Here is a 12485-nt window from a genome sequence, read left to right as displayed (position 1 = left end):
CTAGGAAGCGTCCGCGCCGCGGAACGCCCGGCGGTATGCCTGGGGGCTCGTGCCGACCACCCTGCGGAAGCGTTCCCGGAAGGCCGTCGGGGAGCCGAAGCCCGACTGGGTCGCGATGCGTTCGACGGGGTGCGCGGTGGTCTCCAGCAGGTGCTGCGCCCTGCGCACCCGCGCCCGGTGCAGCCACTGCAGCGGGGTCGTGCCGGTCTGGTCGCGGAAGCGGCGGTTGAGGGTACGGGTGCTCATGCCGGCCCGCGCCGCCACCTCCTCCAGAGTCAGGTCCCGGTCGCAGTTGTCCTCAAGCCAGCTCAGCAGCGGCTCCAGGGTGGCACCGGCCGGGGCCGGCGGCTGGTCGTGGACGATGAACTGGGCCTGGCCGCCCTCCCGTTCCAGCGGCATGACCGACATCCGGGCCGCGTGGGCGGCGACCGCCGAACCGTAGTCCCTGCGGATCAGGTGCAGGCACATGTCCATGGCCGCCGCCGCGCCCGCCGAGGTCAGGAACTGGCCGTTGTCGACGTACAGGACGTTCGGGTCGACGTCGATGTCCGGGTGCAGCGCGGCCAGGGTGTCGGCCGCGACCCAGTGCGTGGTGGCGCGCAGGCCGTCCAGCAGGCCGGTGGCCGCGAGGACGAACGCCCCGACGCAGACCGACGCGATCCGCGTGCCGTTCGCCGCCGCCGCGCGCAGGGCATCGGCGACCTCGGCCGGCAGGACGCAGGTGGGATCCGCGACGCCCGGCACGATGATCGTGTCCGCGTCGGCCAGCGCGTCCAGCCCGTACGGCGCCTTGATCGTGAACGCGCCGCCCGCCGCCGTCACCTCGTCCGCCGGCCCGCACACCCGCACCCGGTAGGCGTCCCGGCCGTCGGGCAGCCGGGCCCAGCCGAAGGTGTCGATCGGCACGGCGAAGTCGGACGGGATGACCTGGTCCAGGACCAGTACGGCGACGGTGTGCATGGCAGGAACGTACCCGTCCGACGGGTTGCCGCCAACCGGAGGGGGACACCGGGAGGCGGTGAGACGCACACCTGGCGAGAATCCGTCGAGTGGTGGCAGTATTGCCGCTTCTGCAAGATCCTCCGGCCGCCTACGGTCGAGGCCGTGACCAAGTTCCTCCTCGCCGTCCATGTCCTCGCGGCGATCGTCGCGATCGGTCCCGTCACCGTCGCCGCCAGCATGTTCCCGCCGGCCGCCCGGCGTGCCATCGAGGCACCGGACGACGTCCGGGCCGCCGAGACCCTCCAGCTGCTGTACCGGATCTGCCGGATGTACGCCGTCGTCGGCGTCGTCGTCCCCGTGTTCGGGTTCGCCACGGCGAGCAACATGCACGTGCTGGGCAGTGCCTGGCTGATCACGTCGATCGCGCTCACCGCCCTCGCGGCCCTCGTCCTCGCCGCACTGGTGCTGCCCCGCCAGAGCGCACTGGTGGAGGGCGCCACGGAGGCCGGCGCGAAGGGCGCTGCGCGGCAGGCGACGGTCCAACTCGCCATGTTCACCGGGGTGTTCAATCTGCTGTGGGCCGCCGTGACGGTTCTGATGATCGTGCGGCCGGGGTCGACGACCGGCGCCTGAGCAGTCGGCTCCGGGTTTCTGTTATCGGGGCCCCGCCGGTCCGTCTCCCAGGGCATGCACATGACTCGACAGATCAGCCGCCGGAGTCTGCTGAAGGCCTCGGGAGTGGCGGTGGGGGCCGCCGCGGGGATCGCCGCGGCGGGCCGTCCCGCAACCGCCGCCGGGGCCTTCGCCCATCCCGGCCTGCTGCACACCCGTACCGATCTCGACCGCATGGCCGCCAAGGTGAAGGCGGGCGCCGCACCCTACGCGGCCGGGTTCGCCCGGCTCACCGCCAACCGGCACGCGCAGAGCGGCTGGCAGGCGCGGCCGCAGGCCGTCGTGTACCGGGGCTCGGGCACCCCGGAGAACTACGCGCTCCTCTACAACGACGTCCACGCCGCCTACCAGAACGCCCTGCGCCACCACGTCACCGGCGAGAGCGCGTACGCCGACACCGCCGTCGCCGTCCTCAACGCCTGGTCGTCCACCCTCACCGCGGTCAACGGGTCCGCCGACCGGTTCCTGGCCGCCGGGCTGTACGGCTACCAGTTCGCGAACGCCGCCGAACTCGTCCGTGACCACGGGGACTTCGAGCTCGCCCGCTTCCAGGAGATGCTGAGCAAGCACTTCGGCGCGGTCAGCGACGACTTCCTCGTCCGGCACAACGACGCCGTCGTCTCCAACTACTGGACCAACTGGGACCTCGCCGCCATGGCCTGCGTCCTCGCCACCGGCATCTTCTGCGACGACCGCGCCCAGGTCGCCCGCGCGGTCGACTACTTCAAGCACGGCGACGGGCTCGGGGCGATCAGGAACGCCATTCCCGTCGTGTACGACGAGGAGGCGGACGGCGGGCTGGGCGAGTGGCTGGAGGCGGGGCGCGACCAGGGGCACGCGCTGCTCGGGGTCGGGCTCATGGGCACGTTCTGCGAGATGGCCTGGAACCAGGGGATCGACCTGTACGGGTACGACGACAGCCGGTTCCTCAAGGGGGCGCAGTACGTCGCCAAGTGGAGCATGGGCGGGCAGGTGCCGTTCACCGCGAGCACGCGGCGGAAGGGAGCGATCGGGGGGTGGTCGGGGAGCGAGACGGTGACGGCCGCGGCGGGCGTCGATCCGTCGATGACGCGACCCATCTGGGCGATGATCGCCAACCACTACACCAGGCGGCGGGGCATGCCGGCGACGTACGTCACCCGGATCGCGGCGAAGGCCGCGCCGGAGGGCGGCGGCGGGGACTACGGGCCGAACAGCGGAGGGTACGACCAGCTGGGGTTCGGGACGTTGACGTTCACGCGGGATCGGACGGAGGCGGCAGTGGGTGCGACGTCTTCCCCGAGTCCGACGGCATCGGCATCCGCATCCGTGTCCGCTCCGGCGTCCGCGTCCGCGTCCGCGTCCGCGTCGGCGTCGTCCTCCCCGTCGGTCATGGGCAAGGGCGACGACCTCGCCGCCACCGGGTCCGGTGACGTCGTCGGATGGACCGCGGCCACGGGGATCACCGCGCTGGCGGGCGGGCTGCTGTTGCTGCGGAGGCGAGGGCTGGAGCGGGAACGGGGGCGCCGGGCCGACTAGGCGCCGTCCGCCGGGGCCGGACCGGCGCCGGGCTTGCTCCACTCGTGGGTCCTGGCCGCCCGATCGGCCCTACGGCGGGCGGCTCGGGGCTTCTCTCCCCACTCCGAGCGGCCAGGATGGCCGGAGAGTCAGCCATGGTGCGAGTGAACCGCGAGCGTCTGGAGACACACACCGGTGACCGTTCTCAACCACCCCGAGCCCTCTGCCGTCCCGCATTACGACAGCGAGGTGCCGCTGCGAGGCCGGGCGCCCGGCAACGTGGTCATCAAGTGGCTCACCACCACCGACCACAAGACGATCGGCACGTTGTATCTGATCACGTCGTTCGCGTTCTTCCTGATCGGCGGCGTGATGGCGCTGCTCATGCGCGCCGAGCTCGCCCGGCCGGGCCTGCAGATCGTCTCGAACGAGCAGTTCAACCAGGCGTTCACGATGCACGGCACGGTGATGCTGCTGATGTTCGCGACGCCGCTGTTCGCGGGCTTCACGAACTGGATCATGCCGCTCCAGATCGGTGCGCCGGACGTCGCGTTCCCGCGGCTGAACATGTTCGCCTACTGGCTCTACCTGTTCGGTTCGACCATCGCGGTCGGCGGCTTCCTCACCCCGCAGGGCGCGGCCGACTTCGGCTGGTTCGCCTACTCGCCGCTGTCGGACGCGATCCGCTCGCCGGGCCTCGGTTCCGACATGTGGATCATGGGTCTGGCCTTCTCCGGCTTCGGCACCATTCTCGGCGCGGTCAACTTCATCACCACGATCATCTGCATGCGCGCCCCCGGCATGACCATGTTCCGGATGCCGATCTTCGTGTGGAACGTGCTGCTGACCGCCGTCCTGGTCCTCTTCGCCTTCCCGGTCCTCGCCGCCGCGCTGTTCGCGCTGGAGGCGGACCGCAAGTTCGGCGCCCATGTCTTCGACGCCGCGAACGGCGGCGCGCTGCTCTGGCAACACCTCTTCTGGTTCTTCGGCCACCCGGAGGTGTACATCATCGCGCTGCCGTTCTTCGGCATCGTGACCGAGGTGCTCCCGGTCTTCTCCCGCAAGCCGGTCTTCGGCTACATGGGCCTGGTCGCGGCGACCATCGCGATCGCCGGTCTGTCCGTGACGGTGTGGGCGCACCACATGTACGTCACCGGCGGTGTGCTGCTGCCGTTCTTCGCCTTCATGACCTTCCTGATCGCGGTCCCCACCGGGGTGAAGTTCTTCAACTGGATCGGCACCATGTGGAAGGGCTCGGTGTCGTTCGAGACACCGATGCTGTGGGCGACGGGCTTCCTCGTGACGTTCCTGTTCGGTGGTCTGACCGGTGTCATCCTGGCCTCGCCGCCGATGGACTTCCACGTCTCCGACTCGTACTTCGTGGTGGCCCACTTCCACTACGTGGTCTTCGGTACGGTCGTCTTCGCGATGTTCGCCGGCTTCCACTTCTGGTGGCCGAAGATGACGGGCAAGATGCTCGACGAACGGCTCGGGAAGGTCACCTTCTGGACGCTGTTCATCGGTTTCCACACCACGTTCCTGGTGCAGCACTGGCTGGGTGCCGAGGGCATGCCGCGCCGGTACGCCGACTACCTGGCGCAGGACGGCTTCACCGCCCTGAACACGGTCTCGTCGATCGGTTCGTTCCTGCTCGGCCTGTCGATCCTGCCGTTCCTCTACAACGTGTGGAAGACGGCCAGGTACGGCAAGCCGGTCGGCGTCGACGACCCGTGGGGCTACGGCCGTTCGCTGGAGTGGGCGACCTCCTGCCCGCCGCCGCGGCACAACTTCGTCACCCTGCCGCGGATCCGCAGCGAGTCCCCGGCGTTCGACCTGCACCACCCGGACATCGCCCTGGCCGAGGCCGAGGCCCACGGCGTCCACTCATGACCGACGCGGGACACCGAGTGGGTGGCAGACCGCAGCGGGGAGCCGACGGAGACCTCGCCAACGAGGTGGAGGGATACCTGCTGTGGCAGGCCAGCATCACGGAGGCCGAACAGCGGGCACGGGAGTTCACCGGGCGCCTGGACTGGCTGACCACGGCCCAGCGTGACGAGGTCGAACGCCACTACGTCGAGGACAGCCTCAGGCGCGCCCGGCAGGACCTCGAACGGATCGCCGCCCGGTGTGTCTCCCTGCGGGGCGAGTACGAGCGGCGGTACCGCGGGCTGCGGGCGCGCTGTGTGGGATGGGCACTGGCCGTGTGCGCCGGCGTCGTCGCCCTGGCGGCGGCCGTGTCACTGGTCCGCTGACAGACCTTCGCCCGCGCGGCCGTGTCACTGGCCGCTGACAGACCTTCGCCCGCGCGGCCGTGTCACTGGCCGCTGACAGCCCTTCGCCCGCGCGGCCCTGTCACTGGGCGGCCGAAGACCCCTGTGTCTCTCCCCTCCCTCCCCCGCCTCTACGCCCCTACGCCCCTACGCCCCCGCCTTCGCCGCCCCGCCCGGCGCCGCCGTCAGCGGTGTCGCGATGTCCTCCAGCGACCGCCGCTCCGCCTTCACCGCGCACACCGCCGCCACCAGCCCCGCCGCGCACATCAGCCCCGCCCCGATCTGGAAGGCCAGCACCGTGTCGCCCACCTTCCCCGTCCCCGTCAGGTCGGCGAACAGCAGGGGCCCGCTGATGCCGCCCGCCGCCGTGCCCAGCGCGTAGAAGAACGCGATCGACATGGCCCTCGTCTCCATCGGGAAGATCTCGGACACCGTCAGGTAGGCACTGGACGCTCCCGCCGACGCGAAGAACAGGACCGCGCACCAGCACGCCGTCAGCGTCCCCGCCGTCAGCACGCCCCGGCCGAACAGCCAGGCCGTCAGGAAGAGGAGCAGCCCCGACCCGAGGTACGTCGAGGAGATCATCACCTTCCTGCCCACCGTGTCGAAGAGCTTGCCCAGCAGCAGGGGGCCGAGGAAGTTGCCGACCGCGATGACCGCGAAGTAGTAGCCCGTGTCCCCCGTCGGCACGTCGAAGAACTTGGTGAGGATCACGCCGAAGCCGAAGGTGATCGCGTTGTAGAGGAACGCCTGGCCGATGAAGAGGGAGAAGCCGAGGACGGCCCGGCGGCGGTAGTCGTGGAAGACCGTGCGGGCGATCTCCCGGAAGCTGACACCGGACCGCTGGTGGATCACCAGCTCGCTCGCCGGTTCGGGGAGCGGCTCGCCCTTCTCGGCCTCCACCTGGCGCTCGATGGAGGAGACGATCTCCTCCGCCTCCCGCTCTCTGCCGTGGATCAGCAGCCAGCGCGGACTCTCCGGGACGTTCCGTCGTACCAGCAGGATGACCAGGCCCAGGACGACCCCCAGGGCGAAGGTCAGGCGCCAGCCCACGTCCTTCGCCAGGAAGTCCGTGTTCAGGGCGACGATCGAGAGCAGCGAGCCGCCGACCGCGCCCACCCAGAAGCTGCCGTTGATGATCAGGTCGACGCGGCCGCGGTGGTACGCCGGGATCAGTTCGTCGATCGCGGAGTTGATCGCCGCGTACTCGCCGCCGATGCCGAAGCCGGTCAGGAAGCGGAAGAGGAAGAACCACCAGGGAGCGAAGGAGATCGAGGTGAGCGCGGTGGCGGCCAGATAGACCACCAGGGTGATCATGAAGAGCTTCTTGCGGCCGTGGCGGTCGGTCAGGCGGCCCCAGAAGAGGGCACCGGAGCAGGCGCCGGCCACGTACAGCGCGGCCGCCATGCCGGTGACCTGGGACGACGAGATCGCGAGCCCGCTGCCCGGTTCCGACAGACGGCTCGCGATATTGCCTACGACCGTGACCTCGAGGCCGTCCAGGATCCAGACCGTGCCGAGGCCGATGACGATCGTCCAGTGCCAGCGGGACCAGGGCAGGCGGTCCAGGCGGGCCGGGATGCGGGTGGTGATCGTCCGCCCGGGGCCGCTGCCGCCGTCCACTCCGTCCACGCCCACGTCCGCACCCGTAGCCATCCGCGCCTCCTCGGCCGGGAAGGAACCGACATCCCCGGCCGGGTGCCCAGCCCCGGGCCCCTGAAGCGCTCGAAACGCCCTACGCGCCCAGCGCCCGCGACACCGTGAAGATCAGCACTCCGGCCAGCGACCCCACCACCGTGCCATTGATCCGGATGAACTGCAGATCACGCCCGATGTGCGCCTCGATCTTCCGGGTGGTGTGCTCGGCGTCCCAGCCCGCGACGGTGTCGGTGATCAGGGACGTGATCTCCTTGCGGTAGGTCGACACGACGTGCACGGCCGCGCCCTCCACCCAGCTGTCGACCTTGTCCTGGACCTTGGCTTCGTCGGCCATCCGGGCACCAAGCGAGATCAGGGAGGCGCGGACGCGCAGCCGCAGTTCGCTGCGTTCGTCCTCGGCCGCCGAGACGATCATGGACCGTACGGCCGTCCAGGCGGACGCGATCAGGTCCTGCACCTCGCCACGGCCCAGGACCTCGCCCTTGAGCCGCTCGACCCGGGCCCGGGTGTCGGTGTCGGACTGGAGGTCGTTCGCGAAGTCCGTGAGGAAACGGTCGAGGGCGCCGCGCGCCGGGTGCGACGGCATGTCCCGCATCTCGGAGCAGAAGCGCAGCAGCTCCTTGTAGACGCGCTCGCCGACCCGCCGGTCCACGAACCGGGGCGTCCAGCCGGGCGCCCCGCCCTGGACCGCGTCCATGACGGAGTCCCCGTGCTGCACCAGCCAGTCGTACGCCCGGGAGACGACCAGGTCCACGACCCGCTTGTGACCGCCGTCGGCGACGACCCGGTCCAGCATCTTGCCGATGCCGGGGGCGATCTCCTGGGCGTCGGCCCGCCGGGTGATCGCCTCGCCGACCACGGCCTGCACGTCGGAGTCCCGCAGCACGGTCAGGGCGCCGCGCAGCGCGGTCGCCAGCTCGGCCGTCACCCGGTCGGCGTTCTTCGGCTCCGCCAGCCACGCGCCGAGCCGGCCGGCGATGCCGACGGCGCGCAACCGCTGTCGTACGACGTCCTGGGAGAGGAAGTTCTCGCCGACGAACTCGCCCAGCGAGACGCCGAGCTGGTCCTTCTTGTTGGGGATGATCGCGGTGTGCGGGATGGGCACGCCGAGGGGGTGCCGGAAGATCGCGGTGACCGCGAACCAGTCGGCCATCGCGCCGACCATGCCCGCCTCTGCGGCCGCGGCGACGTAGTCCGCCCAGACTCCCGCGCCCTCGCCGGACGCCCACTTGGCCAGCGCGTACACCAGCGCGACGAACAGCAGCAGGCCGGTCGCCATGCGCTTCATTTGCCGTACGCCGCGCTGGCGCTCCTCGTCGGCGGGTGTGAAGGCGTTCATGGACTTGTAGGACGGCGTCTGCGTCGGGGCCGGGGCCGAGGCCGGGGTGGTGGCCGCCACCCGGCCGCCCGCCTGCCCGGCCGTCCGACCGTCGCCGTCCGGCGTGTGCGTACGTTCCGCCATCTGCTCCACCCGTTCGCAGCCGGTCCCACCCTCATGGTGATCCCGCACATATTGTCCCTTGCTGACCTACTCCCGGAACGGAACAAGAGTTCCCGTCGTCTCTCTGTTCGGGAGATTCCGGCAGGCCCGCCCATCAGGGGCCTGCCCTCGGTCGAGGAGAACTGAACACGCATGACCCGGCGTCACCACGGTTACGCCCTGCTCAGCGCGGTCGTCGCGCTGATCGTGGCCCTGTCCGCCGCCCTCTACGCCGGCGTCGCCGCCGACGGCACGTCCCGGAGCGGCACCGACGCGGACGGAGCCGGCCGCCACCACGGCGCCTCGGCGGCACCCGTGTCGGCCGGTACCTGGGTCGGCGCCTGGTCGGCGTCCCCGGTGGGCGGCGAGCCGGGCACCGAGACGAACGGGCTGGCGGGCCGGTCGGTGCGCAACGTCGTGCACACGACCGCGTCCGGTACGAGCGCCCGGATCACGCTCTCCAACCTGTACGGCCAGTCGGCGCTCACCCTCACCCACGCCTCGATCGCGCTCGCGGCCGGCCACGACACGGCCGCGGCCGACGCCGGGACGATGCGGCGGCTCACCTTCGGCGGCTCCGCGTCCGTCGTCGTACCGGCGGGCGGGGAGGTGGTCGGCGACGTGGTGGCGATCCGGGTGCCGCGGGGCGCGGACGTGCTGGTCACCACGTACTCCCCGACGCCGTCGGGGCCGGTGACCTATCACCCGCGGGCTCGCCAGGTGTCGTACGTCGCGGACGGCGACCGTACGGAGGACGCGGACGCGTCCGCCTACACCGGGCAGACGCCGTACTGGCGGTACCTCACCGCGCTGGACGTCCTCAGCGACGACTCCGACGGCACGGTGGTGGTGTTCGGCGACTCGCTGACCGACGGGATCACCTCGACGGAGGGGGCCAACCGGCGCTGGCCGGACGTGCTGTCGGGACGGCTGCGGCGGGCCGTGGCCGGGGGCTCCGACCTGCCGCGCTACAGCGTGGTCAACGAGGGGATCAGCGGCAACCAGGTCCTCGCGGACGGGCTCGGGCGGCCGGCGGAGAACGAGAGCGGTGTCGGCCGCTTCGCCCGTGACGTCCTGTCCCGTCCGGCCGTCAAGGTCGTCGTCATCGATCTCGGGATCAACGACATCCTGCGGAGCCGTCGGCTGGCCGACCCCGACGCGGTCGTCGCCGGGCTGCGCTCGCTCGTCCGCGCGGCCCATGCGCGCGGGTTCAAGGTGGTGGGGGCGACGCTGATGCCCTTGCAGGGCCACCGTGGTTGGACGCCGGCGAGGGAAACGGTTCGCCAGGAGATCAACGAGCGGATCCGGTCGGGGCGGGTGTACGACGCGGTGACCGACTTCGACAAGGCGCTGCGGGACCCTTACGCCCCGGACCGCCTCCGCCCCTACTACGACTCCGGCGACCACCTCCACCCGAACGACAGCGGCTTCGCGAGGATGGCCGAAGAGTTCGACCTGACCGACCTGAGGGGAGCCGGCTCGACGGAACTGTGAGCGAGCCACGCCGCCGGTATCCGACGGCCGGTGGTTCACCGCGGGCCGGTGGTTCACCTGCGGGCCGGTGGTTCACCTGCGGGCCGGTGGGGGCCGATCGCGCAGTTCCCCGCGCCCCTGGGGCGGCTGCCCCGCCGCCACTCGACAGTCCCCGCGCCTCTGGGTCAGCTGCCCCGCCGCCACGGCGATCAGCCACGACGCCGGTATCCAGCGGCGCCGAACCGGCGACGGCCGGTGGTTCACCGCGGGCCGGTGGGGGCCGATCGCGCAGTTCCCCGCGCCCCTGAGTCGGCTGCCCCGCCGCCACTCGACAGCCACCCGCGCCTGAGTCGGCCGCCCCACCGCCACTCAACAGCCACCCGCGCCCTGAGTCGGCCGCCCCGCCGCCACTCAACAGTCGCCCGCGCCCTGAGTCGGCTGCCCCGCCGCCACTCAACAGCCACCCGCGCCCTGAGTCGGCTGCCCCGCCGCCACTCGACAGCCACCCGCGCCCTGAGTCGGCTGCCTCGCCCTCAGTCAACAGTCGTCGTGCCCCGGGTGGCTGTTCTGCCCGGGGCTCAGTGGTGGCCGTGTCTCCGTCGGTTCCGGTCCTCGCGGCGGTCCTCTCGTTCGGTCCTGCGGTCCTCGCGCCACTCGTGGCGGGCCGCGTGGAGTTCGTGGCGGGAGGATCTGCGGTCCAGCTTCTCCTGGCGGCGTTCCTCCTTGAGGCGTTGGCGTTCTGCCCTGGTGACCTTGTGTTCCACCTGGACGCCGCCCCAGAAGGCGAAGCCCGTCACGATCACCCTCGGTGCGGCCGGGTCCGGCGGGGTGCCCTCTTCACGGTGGTCGAAGCCGCCCATGATGCCGATGCCCCGCATCACGACCTCGACGCCCGGCGGCACGAGCACGCTCATCCCGCCCATGATCGCGACGCAGTTGATCTCGATCTCCCGGTCCGCGAAGTTCGCCTCGCGCAGGTCGATCTCGCCGCCGCCCCAGAACACGAGGCTGTTGAAGCGTTTGGGTGCCGTCCAGCGGCCCTTGCGCTGGAAGCCGGACATCACGGCCACCGCCCAGGAGGACGAGCCCTCGCCGCCGACTATCCGGCTTCCCCAACTGCCGCTCTCCGCCGGTGCCTTGTTCAGCGACACCGGCACCGCCGGCGAACCGGCGGCCGCCGGGAGGTCCCTGGTGATCGGCGTCAGCTCGCCGTACGTGCGGGCCTTGTACGTCGCCTCCAGCCGCTCCTCGAACTCCCCCATGTCGAGCCGCCCCTCGGCGAGGGCGTCCCTGAGGATCTCGGTGACTCGTTCGCGATCGGCGTCGGAGGCGCGCAGCTCCGGAGCATCGTCGGTCATGGGTGCAGACTACGAGTTCCGGTCGCCGGGCACTATGCCGTCGTGCGCTCCGACGGGGGTTGAGGGGCGTCCCCCGGTGCCCCGGGTGCCCCCGGTGTCCCCGCTACCCCCGATGTCCCCGCGGAACGCAGCATCTTCGCGATCACCGTCTCGATGTCCGGTTCCCGGACGGAGAGGTCCGCCAAGGGGTACTCCGCCGCGATCCGCGCCACCAGCGGCGCCGCCGACTCCGACGCCGGGAACGCCAGCCACTGCCGCGGCCCCTCCACCTTCACCACCCGCGCCGACCCGCCCGCCTCGACCGGCGGCAGCTCCCGCTCCAGGTCCACCACCAGGGTCCGTTCGCTCTCCCCCGCCTCGTGCAGGCCGGCGAGCGGACCGTCGTACATCAGCCGCCCGTGGTCGATGACCATCACGCGCGAGCACAACTGCTCGATGTCCTGGAGGTCGTGGGTGGTCAGCAGCACCGTGGTGCCGCGCTCGGTGTTCAGCTCCCGCAGGAAGTCACGGACCTTGGCCTTGGAGATGACGTCCAGGCCGATCGTCGGCTCGTCCAGATACAGCACCTCCGGGTCGTGCAGCAGCGCCGCCACGATGTCGCCGCGCATCCGCTGGCCGAGTGAGAGCTGCCGTACCGGGACGTCCAGCAGGCTCTCCAGGGAGAGGAGTTCGACCAGGCGGTCCAGGTTCTCGGCGTAACGGGCGTCCGGGATGCGGTACATGCGGTGCATCAGGCGGTACGAGTCGATCAGGGGGAGGTCCCACCACAGTGTGGTGCGCTGGCCGAAGACGACGCCGATACGGTGGGCCAGGCGGGTGCGCTCGCGGGACGGGTCGATGCCGGCCACCCGGAGCCGGCCGCCGCTCGGGGTCAGGATGCCCGTCAGCATCTTGATCGTGGTCGACTTCCCCGCGCCGTTCGGGCCGATGTAGCCGACCATCTCGCCGCGCGCCACCGTGAAGGAGAGCGAGTCGACCGCCCGTACCTGCCGGCGTTCCCGTTTCAGGAACCCGGCCTTCCTGCGGACCTCGAAGACCTTCTCCACCCCGTCGACCTCGATGAACACCTCGCCGGCCCCGTCGAACCCGCCGGACATGTCCGCCATGAGATCAGCTCTCCCCACTCCGGTC

Annotated in this window: 10 protein-coding genes; 5 read left to right on the top strand and 5 right to left on the bottom strand. The window is 71.2% G+C overall.

From position 1 onward, the window contains the following. The gene (locus AB0D59_RS43740; protein ID WP_362576984.1) at window positions 1-960 is read right to left on the bottom strand and encodes a helix-turn-helix domain-containing protein; all 960 of its coding nucleotides are present in this window, start codon (window positions 958-960) and stop codon (window positions 1-3) included. A 144-nt stretch (window positions 961-1104) separates the two neighbouring features. Between AB0D59_RS43740 and AB0D59_RS43735 the strand changes: the two genes are divergently transcribed. The 4 genes from AB0D59_RS43735 (at window position 1105) to AB0D59_RS43720 (ending at window position 5366) form a co-directional block, all read left to right on the top strand. Then, window positions 1105-1575, top strand: a complete 471-nt coding sequence (locus AB0D59_RS43735) for a DUF2269 family protein (RefSeq protein ID WP_362576982.1) — start codon at window positions 1105-1107, stop codon at window positions 1573-1575. A 60-nt stretch (window positions 1576-1635) separates the two neighbouring features. Beyond that, on the top strand, window positions 1636-3132 hold the full coding sequence (locus tag AB0D59_RS43730) for an alginate lyase family protein (protein ID WP_362576980.1): 1497 nt from the start codon (window positions 1636-1638) through the stop codon (window positions 3130-3132). Between the two features lie 174 nt (window positions 3133-3306). Beyond that, window positions 3307-5001, top strand: a complete 1695-nt coding sequence (gene ctaD, locus AB0D59_RS43725) for a cytochrome c oxidase subunit I (RefSeq protein WP_362576978.1) — start codon at window positions 3307-3309, stop codon at window positions 4999-5001. Next, a complete protein-coding gene (locus AB0D59_RS43720; protein WP_362576976.1) occupies window positions 4998-5366 on the top strand; it encodes a cytochrome C oxidase subunit I in 369 nt (122 codons plus the stop codon). Before ctaD ends, AB0D59_RS43720 begins: the two co-directional genes overlap by 4 nt. A 165-nt stretch (window positions 5367-5531) precedes the next feature. Here AB0D59_RS43720 and AB0D59_RS43715 read toward each other — a convergent pair whose 3' ends face one another. Both AB0D59_RS43715 and AB0D59_RS43710 read right to left on the bottom strand, forming a co-directional pair. After that, on the bottom strand, window positions 5532-7040 hold the full coding sequence (locus tag AB0D59_RS43715; RefSeq protein WP_362576974.1) for an MFS transporter: 1509 nt from the start codon (window positions 7038-7040) through the stop codon (window positions 5532-5534). A gap of 79 nt (window positions 7041-7119) precedes the next feature. Then, window positions 7120-8382 (bottom strand): DUF445 domain-containing protein, encoded by a 1263-nt coding sequence (locus AB0D59_RS43710; protein ID WP_362577034.1) that lies wholly within the window; start codon window positions 8380-8382, stop codon window positions 7120-7122. A 294-nt stretch (window positions 8383-8676) separates the two neighbouring features. Between AB0D59_RS43710 and AB0D59_RS43705 the strand changes: the two genes are divergently transcribed. After that, the gene (locus tag AB0D59_RS43705; protein WP_362576973.1) at window positions 8677-10017 is read left to right on the top strand and encodes an SGNH/GDSL hydrolase family protein; all 1341 of its coding nucleotides are present in this window, start codon (window positions 8677-8679) and stop codon (window positions 10015-10017) included. Window positions 10018-10574: 557 nt separating this feature from the next. On the opposite strand, the gene AB0D59_RS43700 is transcribed toward AB0D59_RS43705, so the two are convergent. Continuing rightward, window positions 10575-11354 (bottom strand): DUF1707 domain-containing protein, encoded by a 780-nt coding sequence (locus AB0D59_RS43700; protein WP_362576971.1) that lies wholly within the window; start codon window positions 11352-11354, stop codon window positions 10575-10577. 32 nt (window positions 11355-11386) lie between these two features. After that, window positions 11387-12460, bottom strand: a complete 1074-nt coding sequence (locus AB0D59_RS43695; RefSeq protein WP_362576970.1) for an ATP-binding cassette domain-containing protein — start codon at window positions 12458-12460, stop codon at window positions 11387-11389. Window positions 12461-12485 lie beyond the last annotated feature (25 nt).

Origin of the sequence: Streptomyces sp. NPDC048417, assembly GCF_040651615.1 — a bacterium.
Lineage (GTDB): Bacteria > Actinomycetota > Actinomycetes > Streptomycetales > Streptomycetaceae > Streptomyces.
The sequence above is the reverse complement of the archived record's forward strand: the minus strand, read 5'-3'. Positions and strand labels throughout refer to the sequence as shown.

Bases quoted from the DNA above. Each gene is read 5' to 3' on its own strand.
- AB0D59_RS43740 (WP_362576984.1), bottom strand. From the start codon at position 960: ATGCACACCGTCGCCGTACTGGTCCTGGACCAGGTCATCCCGTCCGAC.
- AB0D59_RS43730 (WP_362576980.1), top strand. From the start codon at position 1,636: ATGACTCGACAGATCAGCCGCCGGAGTCTGCTGAAGGCCTCGGGAGTG.
- AB0D59_RS43720 (WP_362576976.1), top strand. From the start codon at position 4,998: ATGACCGACGCGGGACACCGAGTGGGTGGCAGACCGCAGCGGGGAGCC.
- AB0D59_RS43715 (WP_362576974.1), bottom strand. From the start codon at position 7,040: ATGGCTACGGGTGCGGACGTGGGCGTGGACGGAGTGGACGGCGGCAGC.
- AB0D59_RS43710 (WP_362577034.1), bottom strand. From the start codon at position 8,382: ATGAACGCCTTCACACCCGCCGACGAGGAGCGCCAGCGCGGCGTACGG.
- AB0D59_RS43705 (WP_362576973.1), top strand. From the start codon at position 8,677: ATGACCCGGCGTCACCACGGTTACGCCCTGCTCAGCGCGGTCGTCGCG.
- AB0D59_RS43700 (WP_362576971.1), bottom strand. From the start codon at position 11,354: ATGACCGACGATGCTCCGGAGCTGCGCGCCTCCGACGCCGATCGCGAA.
- AB0D59_RS43695 (WP_362576970.1), bottom strand. From the start codon at position 12,460: ATGGCGGACATGTCCGGCGGGTTCGACGGGGCCGGCGAGGTGTTCATC.